Raw genomic sequence first — 18,617 nt, 5'->3', positions numbered from 1 at the left:
ATCCCGATGAAAATTGCGCTTTTAGGATACGGCAAAATGGGCCAGATTATAGAGAAATTTGCTCTTGAACGCGGTCATGAAATAGTTTTAAAAATTTCTATCGATAATCAGGACGAACTAACTCGTCAGAATTTAAAAGCTGCTGATGTAGCCATCGACTTTAGTACGCCTGATTCTGTATTAAATAACATTTACACCTGTTTCGATGCTAATGTACCAATTGTTGTGGGTACTACAGGTTGGTATGGCAAATTGCAGGAAGTTAAAGACGAATGCAACAACAGTAACAATACTTTACTTTATGGGTCTAATTTCAGTATTGGCGTAAATTTGTTCTTTAAATTAAACCAAACTTTGGCAAAGCTGATGAATAATTATCCTGCCTACGAAGTTCAGGTAGAAGAAATTCATCATACGCAAAAGCTGGACGCACCAAGTGGTACAGCAATTACCATTGCAGAAGGAATTGTAGATAATTTAGATAGAAAAACGGAATGGTTAAATGAGGTTGTTGGTACAAATGTGGAAATTTTCCCTAAAGCCGATCAACTACTTATAGAATCGCACCGAATAGAAAACATACCTGGAACACATACCGTAATTTACAGTAGTGAGGTAGATGAAATAGAAATTAAACATACAGCACACAGTAGAGCAGGTTTTGCTTTAGGAGCAGTTGTGGCTGCCGAGTGGCTTGAAAATAAAAAAGGTTTTTTTAGTATTACAGATATTTTTGAATAGAAGGTTGAAGGTAAAGATAGAACAACAAGGAGTAAAGATTGAATGCTCTAAAATCGGTGGAATCTATTAATCAGTGGAATCAATCCGAAGGAGAAAAATTTAATACAGCACAAATTAGTAGATTAATAATCACACAAAAGATATTTTCGCTTTGCGCTCCCTCTTCTATAGAAAGAGAGCATGTGAGGCTTTAACTAAACATAAAATATGAATTATAAATTCTGGCAGAAAAAAACGGATGCCAATAAAAAGAAAAAATCCAAAACCCGCGAATGGGTAGATGCAATTGTTTTTGCAGTTGTAGCGGCAACCATAATTAGAGTATTCTTTATCGAAGCTTACACCATTCCTTCTGGTTCAATGGAACGCTCTTTATTAATTGGCGATTTTCTTTTTGTAAGCAAAGTTAATTATGGCGCACGTATTCCGATGACGCCCGTAGCTTTTCCTTTTGCCCACCATACCATGCCCTTAACAACATCAACCAAAGCTTATTGGGATGGTGTTCAATGGAAATATCACCGTTTACCAGGTTTATCAGAAATAAAAAGGAATGATGTTGTTGTATTCAACTTTCCTGAAGGTGATACCGTTGCAGTAGAAAATCAGGTGCCAAGTTATTATGATTTGGTTAGGCAATATGGTAGAGATGCTATCCACAGTCAGTTTACTATTATAAGCAGGCCGGTAGATAAACGTGAAAACTTTATAAAGCGTTGTATTGGGATTGCTGGCGATGTTATCAGCATGAAAAACGGAATTGCGAACATTAATGGTAAAGATGAACCATTAAAAAGCACCGGAATGATGCCTTACCGTATCGAATTTAAAACCATGGATTTTAACTATGCTGTTTTTGATGATTTAGATCTGAAAATGGGCGATATGCAACCAGATGGTCCGAATGCATACATAGCCGAGATTTCACCAGAAATGGCCGATGAAATTAAAGCTTTTGATTTTGTTAAATCGGTGAAAATGAATGCAGCTCAATCTTCTGTAATCGAATCCGGTGGTTTGTTTCCACACGATCCTAATCGCGTTTGGAACAGAGATAACTTTGGACCAATAAAAATTCCTGCTAAAGGCTGGACAGTTAAAATTGATAGCAATACCATGCCTTTGTACTATAGGGCAATTAGAACCTATGAAGGCAATAAAGTAGAGCAAAAAGGTAAAGATTGGTACATTAACGATAAAATTGCAACATCATATACTTTCAAATTGAATTACTATTGGATGATGGGCGATAATCGCCATAATTCTGCCGATTCGAGATATTGGGGCTTTGTGCCTGAAGATCATGTTGTCGGTAAAGCATTATTTATTTGGATGAGTTGGAATAGTGAAGGCTCATTTTTACATAAAATACGCTGGAGTAGATTATTAAAAGGAATTCATTAATCCAATTAAAAATTCAAAAAACGACTTGCACAAAATGTAAGTCGTTTTTTTATAGTTAGTTATTCTTTTTAATTTTTTTAAAAAGATTATATAAGTTTTGTAAATTTTTATTAAGTTTGTTTAACAACCAAACTTAAATGTCTGCAATAGTTAAGAAGAACGATCAGTTAAAAGCTGATATCATCAAACACCTTTACTATAAAAAACTTTTATCTCTAACAGATTTAAGCAAGCTTACTATGAAAAGTTTGCCGCTGGTTACATCAATGGTTAACGGATTGGTTGAGGGTGGTCAATTAATCGAACAAGGTTTTGCACCATCAACCGGTGGCAGGAGAGCGGCAATGTTTCTAATAAATCCAGATTATAAGAAATACATTGTTGCAGTAGCAATGGATCAATTTATCACTCGCCTTACCATTTACGATTTATCGAATAATAAAATACTACCTACCCAACTGGTAGATTTAGATATGTCTGCTCAAAACAGCGCAGATTTGCTTATCGAATTTATAAATAACTGTATTACAAAATCTAATCTCGATAGAGCGAACTTATTAGGTGTGGGTATCGGCATGCCGGGCTTTGTCAATGCAGATTTGGGTATAAATTATTCTTTCATGCCTGTAGAGGGAGGAAGTAATCTTCAAGAATATTTATCAGATAAGCTAAATCTTCCAATCTTTCTAGATAATGATTCAAGTTTAATCGCTTTAGCCGAACTAAATTTTGGTGAAGCGGCTGGTTTGAAAGATGTTTTAGTGGTAAACATTGGTTGGGGCACAGGTTTAGGCATGATTGTCCACGGCAGTTTATACCGTGGAAGCAGCGGATATGCCGGAGAGTTCAGTCATATTCCTCTATCCAATTCTGATACGCTTTGTTCTTGCGGTAAACGCGGATGCCTTGAGGTAGAAACATCTTTGCTGGTTATGGTTCGTAAAGCAGAAAAGGCCGTTGCTGATGGCGAACCTACCATAATGGCCGAGCTTTTTAAAGATACAAGCAAGCACCACGCCGATCATTTTCTTGATGCAGTAATTAAACAAGATTCAGTAGCCATATCCATACTATTTGATGCAGCTTTTCTTATTGGAAAAGGCTTGGCTACGCTAATTCACATCATGAATCCGGAAAGAATTGTTTTAAGTGGTCGCGGTGCAAAGGCCGGAAAAATGCTTTTACCACCAATTCAACAAGCAATAAATAAGTTTTGCATCCCGCGGGTTGCAGATCAAACTAGCATTGTACTTTCTAATCTTGCCGAGCAGGCAGAACTTTTAGCTGCGGCTAGCCTGCTTGTAGAACATAGTAATTTCGATTAATCCTAATAAAACATACAATATGGCTAAATAAAAATCTTAAACGAATATCATCCTTACAACCAACTAATCAATTAAATACTAACTACAACAAAATGAAAAAAATGTACTTAAAATGCCTAAGTACGCTATTGTTAATGCTTTTTACAATAGCAGCTTTTGCACAAAAAACTGTTACAGGAACAGTTAAAGATGCATCTGGAGCAGTGCCGGGAGTTAATGTTTCTGTAAAAGGAACAACCAAGGCCACTCAAACAGATGGAAATGGAAAGTTTTCCATATCAGTAAATCCAAGCGAAGTTTTGGTATTTTCTGCAATTGGGTTTGCCAAACAAGAGGTAACCTATAGCGGGCAATCGACAATCAGCATTTCACTTAAAGAAAACGCAAGTCAGCTCGATGAGGTAAATGTTGTAACGACTGCACTTGGTATAAAACGCCAGGAAAAATCGTTAGGTTACGCAGTAAGTACGGTTACAGCTAAACAATTAACAGAAGGTGGAAATACCAATTTTGCATCAGCATTATACGGTAAAGCAGCCGGTGTTAAAATTACTACAGCTCCAGGTGGCGCAAGTAGTGCGGTAAATGTTCAAATTCGTGGTATCAATTCAATCAATTATAACCAACAACCACTTTATGTTGTAGATGGTGTAATGATTAGAAACGACGGACAAAACGGAGCTGCAGGTGCAAATAACAATAACTATTGGGATGACCAACGTGTTAGAGGAAACGGTATTTTAGACATCAATCCTGCTGATATTGAAACATTAACCATTTTAAAAGGTGCTAGTGCTTCAGCATTATACGGTTCGGATGCAGCAAGCGGTGTTGTTGTAATTACAACTAAAAAAGGTTCAAAAAACAGAGGATTAGGTATTGATTTCAATTATCAGGCTTCTGTTGATAAGGTAGCATTCTTGCCAAACTTTCAAAATACTTATGGACCCGGTTACGATAGAGAAACTAACGTTGCCAATGGTGCCACTGAAGAAGGATGGATTCCGGATGCTCAATCTCCAAGTGGTTTCAGACCATATTTTAGAGCATATGCCAATTTCGGTCCGAAGATGGAAGGTCAGCAAGTTAGATGGTGGGATGGTTCTGTAAGAGCATACAATCCTCAGCCAGATAACTATAGAGATGTTTATCAAACTGGTTATACTTCAAATGCGAACGTTGCCATTTCAAATCAAACTGATGGAGTAAACTATCGTTTTTCAGCATCAAGATTAGATTATAAAGGTACACAACCAGGTAACACGGGTACCAGAAATACTTTTAACTTAAATTCTACCATTAAATTAGCACCAAGATTAACTGCTGATGTTATTGTAAGTTATGTTAATACCCTTACCAAAAACAGACCATATCAATTAGGTCAGGTTTTAGGTTCTTTTGGTGGCTTCTTTAGCAGGGCAGAAGATATGGATTTGATGAAACAAAAATATCAAACCAGTAACGGCTATAAATATGCTACGTTTGATCAAACTGCTCGTCCTGAGCCTTTCATCTTTAACATAAGAGCAACCAATTTATTAGATTTTTATTGGCAACAGCTTAAAAATAAGTACGACGAAAACGAGAACAGGTTATTATCTAGTTTCACTTTAAACTATGATGTTGCTAAAAACCTAAAATTCAGAGGTCGTATTGGTAACGATTATACAAGTGCAAAAACAGAAAATCGTCAGTTTACCGAAATACCTAGTGCATTAAACGGTAACACAAGTACGGGTTCTTATACAACAACTCAAGGTCAGTATTCAGTATTATACGGAGATGCGTTATTGAGTTATACGAATAAAATTGGTGAAGATTTTAGTGTTTCATTAAGCGGTGGTTATCAAGGAAGAAAAGAAAGTTATAAAGACTTAAGATCAAATACCAGAGATGGATTGGTTACAGAGAATTTCTTTGCACTTTCTAACTCGTTTGGTATAGCAGAAACATCAGAAGCTCGTAAAGAACAATTGAAATATGCTTATTTAGGGTTATTAAACTTGAGTTACAAAGATTTCTTATTTGTTGAAGGAACAGCAAGACGCGAATATGTTTCTACCTTACCTCCGGGAAATAACCAATACTCATACTACTCTGTTAACAGTGGTTTTGTGTTTAGTGATGTTATTAAACTGCCATCGTTCTGGACTTATGGAAAGTTAAGAGCATCTTATGGTGTTGTTGGTAATGCGCCTCCAATTTACGAAGCAAACGTTTCTTATACTCAAAACTCTTTGCAAACCATTAATGGTTCTGTGCCATCTATCGTTTCGGCAAGCGCTTATGGTAACTTAGGTTTAATGCCTGAGAAAAAGTATGAATCAGAATTTGGTTTGGAAACTCGTTTCTTAAAAGGTCGTCTTGGTTTTGATGTAAGTTATTATGATAACAAAATCAAGAACCAGATTTTACCGCTAGATGTAACATCAACAAACGGTGCAAAAAGCCAAATTGTAAATGTTGGTGAAATTGGCAACAGAGGTTTTGAGGTTGCCATTAATGCAACTCCAATTGCAGGAAAATTTAGATGGGATACCCGATTAAACTTCTCTACAAACAAATCGAAGGTAAACTCTTTAAAAGATGCTAATTCAGAAATTAACTTCTATTCTTCTGATCAGGCTACCTCTAAAATTGTTGCAAGAGCAGGCGAAGATTTAGGTAACATCTACATCCGTCCACGCAAAACAGATGCAAGTGGAAACTACTTGATTAATGATGACGGTTTTTACGTTATGGACAATTCGGTTTACGTAAAAGTTGGTAACATCATGCCGAAAGCTGTTGGTGGTTTTTCAAATACATTTAGCTATGGTAACGTTGCTTTAGATTTTACTATTGATTACCGTTTAGGTGGCAAAATCATTGCACCAAACTTGAAATTTATGCGTGGTGCTGGTATGTTAGAAAATTCGATGGAATTTAGAGATGCTGCAAATGGCGGAATTGCTTACACAGCGAATGGCAAAACATACAACGATGGTGTTTTATTACAAGGTGTAAACCAAACAACTGGCTTACCAAACACTAAAATTTTATCAGCAGCAGATTATTATTTAACTACGTACAACTGGGGTGAAGGCTCTTTAACAGAAGGTGAAATTTTTGATAACAGCTATGTTAAAATGAGAGAGATAACTTTAAGCTATAAAATTCCTGCATCATTCACTAAAAAGTTAAGCATTACAAATTTAAGGTTCTCGCTAATCGGACGTAACTTGTTTTACATCTATCGTACACTTAAAGATTTAGATCCTGAAGCTCCACTAGGTAACAAATGGTGGTCTCAAGGTGTAGATGTAGGCTCTACAGCAGCATCAAGAAACTTTGGATTTTCTCTAAGCGCAAACTTTTAGCCAACTAATTAAAAAAAATATTATGAAAAAATTAATCATAAATGCCAGTTTTCTTTTACTGTCTGTAACAGCTTTAGTTGGTTGTAAAAAAGAGGTAGATGAAAAATTCAATAACCCTGAAAAGGTGCTCGATCCAAATGTACCGGGGCTTTTTACAGGAATGTTAAACAATGATAGGGTTGCCCAAAAATATTGGAATGTTCGTACATTTTTAACCCAAATGCCGGGCGTGTACGCACAAACTGCTTACATTGCCAATGGTAACACAGTTTATCAGCAAAGTGATGGTTACTCTCAACAGTATTGGGATGATTTTTACAGCACTGGCGGAAATGGAAGTGGTCCAATGGCACTTTATCGTGTTATGGAAACAAAGTATAATTCCTTACCTGCTGCCGACCAAGCTAGTCAGAAAGTAATCATGCAAGCCGCAAAAGTTGTATTAATTGAGCAGGCAGCTAAAATGGTCGATTTATGGGGTGATATTCCATATTCTGCTGCAGGAAGCTTGCCAACGAGTAGCACAATTACAAACCCGAAATATGATGAGCAAAAAGCATTATATACCACTTTTATTTCGGATTTAGCTGCAGCTGCAACCTATTTTAAAACAGCAACAACAACCAGTGCATTTTCTAAAGCTGATATCCTATTAAAAGGTGACGTATCGAAATGGACTCGTTATGCAAATTCTCTACGTTTAAGGTTGTTAATGCGTATTTCTAAAACCGATGAAGCAACTGCTAGAACTGCTGTCCTGGATATGCTAAACAACCAGGCTAATTTTCCGTTGGTTGATGGTGGAAATATTGCATTGTACAGCCCTGCAAGCTCAGATGTTTTGCTTGCTCCTTTAACAAACAGCACAAGCGATTTGCATGATGCATTTTTTGAAGGTGCTTGGTATGCAACAGATTATATGCTTAATACGGTTATGGCTCCGGCTAATGATCCTCGTATTCCTGTAATTTACGATAAATTCGGACGTACAGTTGCAGGTAAATTTGTGCCAAATGCAACGTACAGAGCAATGCCGATAACCTTTACAACTGCTCAGCAAGAATCGAGCTTTGCAGATTATGCGGTTTTGGATTCTGCTACCTTCCTATACAACCAAAAATTGCCAGGAATTTTAATCACAGCAACTGAAGTAAACTTGTTAAAAGCAGAAGCTTATGAAAGATGGGGAAGTACAACAGATGCTAAAACAGCTTACGATAATGCATTAAAACAATCAGTAGCTTTTTATTATTATTTGAACAATTTAAATCAGGGTAGTGGTTTTGTAAATGTTGCTGCACCATCAACTACAACTGTTGATGCTTGGGTGAATACATCATCTGCAGCTTATTCGGGTACATCAACTGCTAAATTGCAAAAAATCGCTACGCAAAAATGGACGCATTTCGGTGTATTGCAATCTACAGAAGCTTGGTCTGAATACAGAAGAACAGGTTTTCCGGTACTTACATTTCCAACTAATGGAAAGCTATCCGGTTTTGAAACACCACCAAATCGTTTGCTGTATCCAGCTAAAGAGAAAACTTTAAACAGTGCTAATTATCAGGCTGTTGTAAGTAAAGATACTCGTATGGGTAAAATCTTCTGGATGCCTTAACCATCCTTATAGTTTAATTTAATATTATCCCGGCCAACGGTTTGGTCGGGATTTTTTTTTATAATTGAATATGAAAGTCAAAATTCTCATTTTCTTCTTCGCTGTGCTTTTCTTTAATAGCGTAAATGCTCAGCAGAATGATATTATGCCTCAATCAACGCATTACGAGGCACCAACCGACCCACTTGTTAAACAGAAATTAGATAACTGGCAGGACAAGAAATTCGGGATGATTATCCATTGGGGATTATATGCCGTTCCCGGGATTATAGAATCATGGTCTATTTGTTCTGAAGATTGGATAGAAAGAGACACTACAATTTCTTACGACGATTATAAAAAATGGTACTGGGATTTTAGCAAGCAGTTTAATCCAACAAAGTTTAATCCAGAGCAATGGGCAAAAGCAGGTAAAAGTGCCGGAATGAAATATTTGGTTTTTACCACCAAACACCATGATGGTTTTGCCATGTTCGATACTAAAGAATCTGATTTTAGTATAGCCAAGGGTCCTTTTGCCAATAACGCCAAAGCCGACGTAGCTAAATATGTTTTCGATGCTTTTAGGAAAGAAGGCTTTATGATTGGGGCTTATTTTTCTAAGCCCGATTGGCATTCGCAATATTATTGGTGGCAAAAATATGCTACTGCAGATCGCAATAACAATTACGACATCAGAAAATATCCATGGAGGTGGAATAAGTTCAAAGATTTTACCTACAACCAAATTGGAGAATTGATGCACAATTATGGCAGTGTAGATATTTTATGGTTAGATGGTGGATGGGTTCGTCCATTAGAAACGGTTAATGCCGAAGTTTTATCTTGGGGTGCAAACATTCCAAAATGGAGCCAGGATATTGATATGCCAAAAATTGCAACAATGGCAAGAAAGGCGCAGCCCGGATTAATCATTGTGGATAGAACTGTTCATGGTCCATACGAAAATTATCAAACTCCGGAGCAAAAAATACCTGAAACACAATTGGATTACCCTTGGGAAAGCTGCATGACTTTAGGTGGTGCCTGGGGATTTGTTAAAAATGATTCTTACAAACCAGCCTCCGAAGTGATTCATAAATTAGCAGAAATTGTAGCAAAAGGTGGCAGCTTGCTTTTAGGTGTTGGGCCGAAACCTGATGGTACTTTCCCCGAAGAAGTGTTAACTAAATTGAACGATATCGGTAAATGGACTTCTGTTAACGGGAAGGCAATTTATAACACTCGAATCACCAAAAATTACAACAGCAACCAAACCTGGTTTACTCAAAGCAAGGATGGCAAAAAGCTTTATGCTATTTATTGCGTAAAATCTGATGAAAAATCACCTAATGCAATCAGCTGGACTGGAAATTCGCCAAAAAAAGGAACTGATGTAATTTTAATTTCAACAGGAGAAAAAGTTAAATGGAAAGATGTTGATGGCAAAACCACAGTACAATTAAAAGGCAATGTTAATCAGCCAGCATTAGCATTCGAATTTACGCCTCAAGGTTAATCAGCATAAATTTTATCATTCCGAAATGATTTTTAGAAAAATTTCAATTGCCCTGATTGTATTAACGGCAATAAACTATAGTCTGCATGCACAAAGCAATAGTGGCAAAAATTCATCGCAACCAGCCTATAAAAATGCAAAACTAAATATTGATGATAGAGTAAAGGACTTACTTTCAAGAATGACGCCGGAAGAAAAATTCTGGCAATTGTTTATGGTTCCGGGTGATGTTGACGGCATTAAAAAAGGAAGTTACAAAAACGGCATTTTTGGTTTGCAAATTAGTGCTCAATCTGGAGGTGGCGGCGAAGCGCAGCAAATGCTTAGTTATAATACTACTGAAAATGCTTACACCCTGGCCAAAAAAGTAAACGTGTTGCAGCATTACTTCATAAACGATACCCGACTGGGAATTCCTATGTTGGTTTTTGATGAAGCACTACATGGTTTGGTAAGGCAAGGTGCAACTGCTTTCCCTCAATCAATCGGTTTGGCGGCAAGTTTTGATACCTTAATGTTAGCCCAAATTGGAAAATCAATTGCTAAAGAAGCCAAGATTAGAGGCATAAGAGATGTTTTGGCACCTGTTATTAACATGGCTGATGATGTGAGGTGGGGCAGAACCGAAGAAACTTATGGCGAAGATCCTTATTTAACTACTGTAATGGGTTTAGCTTTTATGAAAGCTATCGAAAAGGAAAATGTTGTGGTAACGCCAAAGCATCTTATTGCCAATGTTGGCGATGGTGGAAGAGATAGTTATCCGATAGAAAAGAATCAGCGATTTTTAGAAGAAATACACTTTCCGGCTTTTAAAGAAGCCGTCATTCAAGGCAAAATCCGTTCTGTGATGACATCTTATAACAGTGTAGATGGCACTCCTGCGACTTCCAATCATTGGCTTTTAACGGAGGTTTTAAAAAACAATTGGGGATTTAAAGGTTTTGTAATCTCAGATGCTGGTGCAGTTGGAGGTGCAAATGTTTTGCACAACACCGCAAGTGGCTATCACGAGGCTACGGTACAAGCGCTCAACGGTGGCCTAGATGTTATCTTCCAGGTTGAATACGAACATTATAAGTTATTTATGCCGCCATTTTTAGATGGTAGCATTCCTCAAACCAGAATTGATGATGCCGTTTCGAGGGTTTTAAGAGCTAAATTTGAATTGGGTTTATTTGAAAACCCTTACTTATCAGAGAAGGAAGCAAAGGCATCATTAACAGATTATTCTAGTAAATCTTTGGCGAAAAAGGCGGCTTTAGAATCGTTTGTTTTGTTGAAAAATAATCAGCAGGTTTTACCATTAAAGCAGCCGAAAAACATCCTTGTTTTAGGTGAAGATGCTATCGAAGCCCGTTTGGGAGGATATAGTGGTACAGGAAAAGGCAAAGTGAGCATTTTGGATGGTATTAGAAAACGAGCAGGGAATTCTACCATCGTTAATTACACTCAGGGAAGTTTTCGTAACGATAAAAGTTATGTAGTGGTTGATTCTTTGTACTTGTCGTCGAATAAAAGGGTGGGACTATCTGCAGATTATTTTGAAACCATTGATCTATCGGGCAAAGCAATTGTAAGTAGAATCGATAAAAAATTGGATTTCATGTGGACGCTATATGCCCCTGATGAAAAACTGAAAACTGATAATTATTCTGCAAGATGGCAGGGCGAAATTAGGGCGCCAAAATCAGGAACATATAAAATTGGATTAGAAGGGAATGATGGTTATCGATTATTTATTAACGATAAAATGGAAATAGATCAATGGGATAAAAGTTCGTACCATACCCGATTGATTGATTTTAATTTCGAAGCTGATAAAAGTTATCCCATAAAGGTTGAATTTAAAGAACCAAAAGGTAATGCGCACATAAAATTAATCTGGAATTATGGCGTTGAGGATAAACAAGCTGAGGAGCTCCAAAAAGCCACAGCATTAGCTAAAAATGCAGATGCCATCGTTATTGCCGCAGGAATTAAAGAAGGAGAATTTTTAGATAGAGCGATGTTAAATTTGCCCGGAAATCAGGAATTGATAATCCATGAGATGGCAAAAACTGGCAAACCTGTAATTGTATTGCTTGTTGGTGGAAGTGCTATAAACATGCGAAGTTGGATAGATGATGTGCCAGCTATTTTGAACGTTTGGTATCCCGGAGAAGAAGGCGGAAATGCTGTGGCGGAAACGCTATTTGGCGATTATAATCCAGCTGGAAGGTTACCCATTACCTATCCTGTTGATGAAGCCCAATTGCCGCTGGTTTATAACCATAAACCTACTGGTAGAGGAGATGATTATAACAATTTGAGTGGTGAAGCACTGTTTCCTTTCGGTTATGGATTAAGCTATTCTAATTTTAAGTTCACAAATTTAAAACTTCAGAAAAATAAAATCAAAATTGGTGAAACAGCAATCGTAACCTGTACAATAAAAAACGAAGGGAAATACGATGGCGATGAAGTGGTACAACTTTATATTCGTGATGTATTGGCTAGCGTTTCACAACCTGTTCTTGCCCTTAAGAATTTCAAACGTATTCATTTAAAAGCAGGAGAAGAAAAAGAAGTTGTATTTGAATTAAAACCAGAAGCTTTTCAAATGCTCAATAAAGAATTAAAATGGGTTATAGAACCGGGAGATTTCAGAATTATGGTTGGTTCATCGAGTAAGGAATTGCAGCTTAAAGAAACATTGATTTTAGAGCCTTGAGGTTTGGAAAATATCAGCTTTGACAACTTTCTTTCTAGGGTATCATAAAAAAGTTGTCAAAGCTAATTTCCTCTTATTCCTATTCCATGGTCTGTGTTCTCATAAACCATAGTTAGTTTTTGAAGCTATTTCAACCCTTCAATTCCCAATTTTTCGGCCAAGTCGTTTAAATCATTAACCACAACATCGATAATAGGAATGCCACTAATTTTCCTTTCCTGTTCAAATTCATGTTCTGGCTCACCAGGAATAATTACTTTTTTGTCAGGGTCGATTGTCTCGGCGCTTTTAAATCTTTCAATCCAGTTATCTAAATGATTTTTAAAATCCTCTGCCGGACGGAAACCATCAACTCGCATAGCGCCTAAAAAATGCCCCAAACCTTCTCCTACAGGGTTTGCAGAAGGTTCTAAGAAAGCAACAAAAGGCGGAACCCAGGGCCCATAATTGGCACCGGATAGCACTGCTGATAAAATATCAACGGTAGCACTTAATCCATATCCTTTGTGGCTTCCATGATCTTTATCGCTACCTAAGGGTAACAGCGAACCGCCATTTTTTAATTCATTCGGATTGGTAGAAGTTTCTCCATTTTTATCCTGAACCCAACCATCAGGAATACTTTTATTTGCTCTCTGCGCAATCTCTAATTTTCCATTTGCAGCTGCTGCGGTTGCCATATCTACAATTACAGGTGGATATTTTCCTGCCGGAAACGCATAACACATTGGGTTGGTGCCAAGCAATCTTTCGCTCGAATAGGTTGGTGCAACCAGCGGACTAGCATTTGTCATGCTGATGCCAATCATATCTTTTTCAACGGCCATTAATGCGTGGTAACCTGCAATACCAAAGTGATTAGAATTTTTAACAGAAACCCATCCGCTGCCATATTTTTCTGCTTTTTCTATTGCTACTTTCATTGCAAATGGCGCCACAACTAAGCCTAAACCTGCATCGCCATCAATTGTAGCAGTTGTTGGTGTTTCATGCACAATTTTAATATTCGGAGTAGCGTTGATTCTTTTCTTTTCCCACAAACGCACATAACCGCTTAACCTGGCAACACCGTGCGAATCAATTCCACGTAAATCAGAGCGTATTAAAACATCAGCAGCGAGTACAGCATGCTCATCAGAACAACCCATTTTCTTAAAAACGTTATAGGTAAATGTTCTGAGCTTGGTTTCGGTAAAAGTTATGAAGTTCATTTTTAGTATCAAGTATTAAGTTTCAAGACAGTTTTAATGTCTATTCCACTTTGGTCTTTTAGCTTTCTTCTTTAGTCTTTCTGCTTTTTGCTTTAGTCTTTTTTACGGCAACAACAAAGTGAAATCACCACCCAAAGGTTCGAAATTTTCTATACAGGAAGAAAGAAAATCTTCACCATAATTTACATACATGGGTGCGATGTTTAAAATACGTTCTTGTAAAGTTCCACTTGGGAAAAGTCGTTTTTTAACGTTTTCTATCTGAGCCAAAGCTATTTCATGCTTGCGCTTTTCAGCTCTAAATAGTTTTTTTTCTAAGTTAGCTAATAGATGATTTGTTTTCTGTTTTGCCGAATCGGTAGAAACTGAAAGTGTTTTATCAATTTTGTAAGCATTCAGTTTTATCTGGTCGAAAATGCTGTTAATCGCTCTAGTTTCATCTGCTAAAATCAATTGTGCAGTAGAATTTCGCCTAACCCAAATATTTTTTAATTCTTCAACAGGTAGGAAGATATCCTCAAGTGCGAAACCCAAACTGTACAAATTCTCTGCACTGCGTTTATCGATTAATAAAGCAGAATTACGTAAGAGTAAAACCGGAAAATCAACCTTATAGAAATCAAAATTTGCTTTTAATTGCATCCAGTAAGCAACTTCAGCACCACCGCCAATGTAAGCAATGTTCGGTAAAATAACTTCCTGGTACATTGGGCGCATTACCACATTCGGGCTAAATCGTTCAGGATGTGTATCAATTTCAGCCTTTAGTTCCTCCTCTGTAAAACTGATTTCGGTATGGTTAACCAGATATTTTCCGTTCTCAAAAATCAAACGCTCACGTAAATCATCTTTTAAGTAAAAGAAATTTATGTCACGACCATTAACCTGCGTTTTATAACCTAAGGATTCTAAATTGCCAGAACTTTCACTTATATTTTTCGAACTGTTGTGTTGCGTAATGTCTGCTGCAATAATTTTAGAAAACAGTTGTTTTAAAGATGGATTATCGGCATTAACGATAACCAAGCCATATTTTTCAAAAAGATTATTTACTAAATATCTTGTTGCATCGGCTAAGTTATCGTGCTTGAGATAAGCCTTTTCAACCAGTTTTGCAATGTGCTTTCCATTTTTTGAAATACCCAAATAGCCCTGATAAGCTAAAACAGCAGCTGCAACCGTTTTTGTACTTAATCTTCCGGTTGCGCCATTTGTATTTTGAATCCAGCTGATGTTTTTTTCATCAACACTTACATGATTAATTTCATCAAAATCGTGGTCTTCAGTTGCCATCCAGTAAATAGGAACAAAGTTCTTATCGGGATGAGCCATCTTTAATTCGATGGCTAGATTTATCGTTGTTACAATTTTATAAATGAAGTAAAGCGGACCAGTAAAAAGATTTAATTGGTGACCAGTTGTAACGGTAAAAGTATTGTCAGACGCTAAAAGTTCTATGTTTTTTGTAACCGATTTATTAGGTTGTAAATGTTGGTATTGCGTTTTTAAAACTTCTACCAAAGTATTTCTATCGCCTAAAAAATTCCGATTTTCTATAGCCTCGGCCAAACCCTCCATATCTGGGCGATAACTGTAGAAAGCTTTGAGCTGTTCCTCGTTATTTATATAATCCAAAACCAATTTTGAAAAGGAACCGGTTTCCTGATAGGAGATATATTTTGCCTGCATAATTAGCGAAAGTAGTTCAATTTAAGAACAATTATATTTTGATGTTTACATTTTACATTTAATAAAGAATATAATCAGCTTAAAAATATATTGTCACTAAAAAGTTAAATACTACTATTTTGGTAGTCTTTATGATATCTTTTCTATATTTGCCGCAAATAATTATTTAAAAATATAAAAGCGTATGCAAAGAAAGCTCTACCTAATCATTACTTCCCTCATTTTATTATCTCTCAGTTTAAAAGCTCAAATTATAAAAGGCGTTGTTAGCGATTCTTCAAAAACTATTATTGGCGCTACGATAACAGTTAATGGGAAAGGTCTTAAATCTTCAACTAATGCTGAAGGTGCTTATCAAATTAAGCTTAATACTGCTGGAACTTATACCGTTTCTGCAAGTTACCTTGGCTTTCAAACCCAACAAAAACAAGTTACTGTAGCCGTGGGAGCAACAGAAGAATTAAATTTTAATCTTGTAGAAAATAAGAACGATCTGGATGGAGTTGTTGTGATTGGCTCGAGAAGTGCACCACGTTCGCAATTAGAAACATCTGTACCAGTTGATTTGGTAGATGTTAAGAAGCTTGCACAGAATTCACCACAGGTATCATTAAGCCAGATTTTAAATTATGTTGCACCATCCTTTACGTCAAATGTTGCAAATTTAACGGATGGTACCGATCATATCGACCCGGCATCTTTAAGAGGTTTAGGACCCGATCAGGTTTTGGTTTTAATTAACGGTAAACGTCGTCATACCACTTCGTTAATTAATATTAATGGAAGTTTAGGTAAAGGTTCTGTTGGAACAGATTTAAATGCAATACCAACTGCCGCAATTAAAAGGATTGAAGTTTTACGTGATGGTGCTGCGGCTCAATATGGTTCTGATGCAATTGCAGGCGTAATCAATATTATCTTAAACGAAGATGTTAATAAACTTTCTGCAAGCATTACAGGCGGTGGTTTTACCGGAAAGCATTCTGATGGTGTAGATGGAGAAACTGTTCAGGCTAACGTAAATTACGGCGTTAAATTAAATGATAAAGGCGGATTTTTAAATCTTACCGGTTCGTTCGATTATCGCGATTTTGCATCTCGTACAACACCATATCGTGGTGTAATTTATACGGATTATAACAACCCGACTTTGTACCCAACACCAACAGGCATAGATATTACCAATGCTGAATTGGTAAGAAGAGGACAAAGCAGGGCAGATTTTGTTCCGAATATTGGGCAAAGTAAAAACCGTGGTGGCGCATTATTTTTAAATGCAGTTTTACCAGTTGCAGATAATGCAGAGATTTATGCCTTTGGTGGATTAAATTCTAGAAATGGCACATCAACAGCATTTTACAGAACGCCAAGACAGCTTACGCAAACCAACGCAACCATTTATCCAAATGGGTTTTTACCAGAAATTGTTACCGATAACGGCGACCAATCTTTAGCCTTAGGTATTCGAGGCTCATTAGGCGAGTGGAAGGCTGATTTTAGTAATACATACGGTAGAAATCAAATCAATTTTACAACAGCAAATACCTTAAATGCATCGATGCTTACAGCTTCGCCAACATCTTTTGATGCTGGTGGTTATGATTTTGTACAGAATACAACCAATTTAGATTTCACGAGATTTTTTAAAAATACTTTAAGCGGAATTAACGTCGCTTTTGGTGCAGAACATCGTTACGAAAACTATAAAATTATAGCTGGTGAAGAAGCATCTTATGCTAATTATGGTAATGCAATAAACGTGGGTACTGCCGCAAATCCAGTTTTAATTCCAGATTTTAAAGGCAATCTGTCAACCCGTTTTGCTGCAAATGGTGCCGCATTAACTGGTGGTGCACAAGGTTTCCCTGGTTTTAGTGCAGATAATGCAACCAATGTAAATCGGTCTTCAGTTGCTGCTTATGGCGACGTTGAAGTCAATTTTACCGATAAGTTTTTGGTAGATGGAGCGGTTCGTTTTGAAAACTACTCCGATTTTGGTTCAACATTAAATTTTAAAGTTGCTGGTCGTTATAAATTTTCAGATAAATTTTTGCTTCGTGCCGCGGTAAGTAGTGGCTTTAGAGCACCTTCTTTACAACAGCGTTATTTTAATGCAACATCAACCGTGTTTATTGATGGAGCTTTTGTAGAATCAGGAACTTTTGCAAACGATAGTCGGGTAGCACAATTATTAGGTATTCCGAAGTTAAAGGAAGAAACATCTAACAGTTATAGCGCTGGTTTTACCTCAAATTTGGGTAAAGTTAAAATCACCGTTGATGGATATTTAATCCGTATAGATAACCGAGTGATTTACACCGGTGGTTTTACCGGTAGCAATGCGGCAAATGCTTCAGCTCAGGATAAAGAGATTTATACCATATTACGCCAGGCCAATGCAAGTACAGCACGTTTTTTTGCTAATGCAGTGAATACCGAAACTAAAGGTATTGATGCCGTAATTTCTTATTCAACAGGCTTAGGCAAAGGAACATTAAGAACGGATTTAGCTGGAACAATTTCTAAAACAACACTGGTTGGCGGAATAAACACCTCCCCACTTTTAGCCGGGAAAGAAAGTATCTATTTAGATGAGGCAAGTATTATTCTATTAACTAAAGTTGTACCCAGATTAAAAGGGAACCTAACTTTAGATTATACGGTTGATAAATTTAATGTGTTTTTGCGTAATGTTTATTTTGGGAAAGTATCGCAACCAACAAACGTAATTGCGAACAGACAAGAATTGCCTGGAAGAGTAATTACTGATTTAGGTTTAGGCTATAATTTAACCAAAAACCTAAAATTAACAGTTGGAGCAAACAATATTTTTGATGTTTATCCTGCCGAACTTTTAGTAGGTAGTCAAGGTACATCTGGTCAGTTGTATCCTAACCAGGCACCACAATTCGGTTTCTTAGGCCGTTATGTGTTTACCAGAATTAACGTTAATTTTTAAGAATCAAACTACTAAGTAATTATCGTTTTTATTTGTCAGATTGAGCTTGTTGAAATACTTTCAAAAATTTTCGAGAAGCTCAGTCTGACTTTTTTTTGTA

10 protein-coding genes are annotated in these 18,617 nt (G+C 36.8%); 8 read left to right on the top strand and 2 right to left on the bottom strand.

Features of this window, described 5'->3' with window-relative positions; genetic code table 11:
• Positions 1–6 precede the first annotated feature (6 nt).
• The 7 genes from dapB (at position 7) to D7004_RS15395 (ending at position 12,658) form a co-directional block, all read left to right on the top strand.
• Positions 7–741 carry a 4-hydroxy-tetrahydrodipicolinate reductase gene (gene dapB / locus D7004_RS15425; protein WP_123206734.1) on the top strand — a complete coding sequence of 245 codons (735 nt, stop codon included), beginning with the start codon at positions 7–9 and terminating at the stop codon, positions 739–741.
• Between the two features lie 207 nt (positions 742–948).
• Positions 949–2,145: a signal peptidase I gene (gene lepB, locus D7004_RS15420; RefSeq protein ID WP_123206733.1), complete on the top strand. Its 1,197-nt coding sequence runs from the start codon at positions 949–951 to the stop codon at positions 2,143–2,145.
• Between the two features lie 137 nt (positions 2,146–2,282).
• Positions 2,283–3,470, top strand: coding sequence for an ROK family protein (locus D7004_RS15415; RefSeq protein WP_123206732.1), 1,188 nt, complete (start codon positions 2,283–2,285; stop codon positions 3,468–3,470).
• 92 nt (positions 3,471–3,562) lie between these two features.
• Positions 3,563–6,829, top strand: coding sequence for a SusC/RagA family TonB-linked outer membrane protein (locus D7004_RS15410; RefSeq protein ID WP_123206731.1), 3,267 nt, complete (start codon positions 3,563–3,565; stop codon positions 6,827–6,829).
• A gap of 22 nt (positions 6,830–6,851) precedes the next feature.
• A complete protein-coding gene (locus D7004_RS15405) occupies positions 6,852–8,447 on the top strand; it encodes a SusD/RagB family nutrient-binding outer membrane lipoprotein (RefSeq protein ID WP_123206730.1) in 1,596 nt (531 codons plus the stop codon).
• Between the two features lie 70 nt (positions 8,448–8,517).
• Complete coding sequence (locus D7004_RS15400; protein ID WP_123206729.1) at positions 8,518–9,945, top strand: alpha-L-fucosidase; 1,428 nt, start codon at positions 8,518–8,520, stop codon at positions 9,943–9,945.
• Between the two features lie 25 nt (positions 9,946–9,970).
• Complete coding sequence (locus D7004_RS15395) at positions 9,971–12,658, top strand: glycoside hydrolase family 3 N-terminal domain-containing protein (RefSeq protein ID WP_123206728.1); 2,688 nt, start codon at positions 9,971–9,973, stop codon at positions 12,656–12,658.
• A 125-nt stretch (positions 12,659–12,783) separates the two neighbouring features.
• Here the strand turns inward: D7004_RS15395 and D7004_RS15390 are convergent, their stop codons facing one another.
• Positions 12,784–13,869: an Ldh family oxidoreductase gene (locus D7004_RS15390; protein ID WP_123206727.1), complete on the bottom strand. Its 1,086-nt coding sequence runs from the start codon at positions 13,867–13,869 to the stop codon at positions 12,784–12,786.
• Positions 13,870–13,971: 102 nt separating this feature from the next.
• Positions 13,972–15,558 (bottom strand): bacillithiol biosynthesis cysteine-adding enzyme BshC, encoded by a 1,587-nt coding sequence (gene bshC, locus D7004_RS15385; RefSeq protein WP_123206726.1) that lies wholly within the window; start codon positions 15,556–15,558, stop codon positions 13,972–13,974.
• A 184-nt stretch (positions 15,559–15,742) separates the two neighbouring features.
• Here bshC and D7004_RS15380 point away from each other — a divergent pair, with 184 nt between their 5' ends.
• Entirely contained in the window at positions 15,743–18,517 is a 2,775-nt protein-coding gene (locus D7004_RS15380) for a TonB-dependent receptor (protein WP_123206725.1), read from the top strand.
• The last annotated feature ends 100 nt before the right edge of the window (positions 18,518–18,617 follow it).

This window comes from Pedobacter jejuensis (assembly GCF_003725795.1).
GTDB classification, from domain to species: Bacteria; Bacteroidota; Bacteroidia; order Sphingobacteriales; family Sphingobacteriaceae; genus Pedobacter; species Pedobacter jejuensis.
This window is presented reverse-complemented; position numbering and strand designations above follow the sequence as displayed.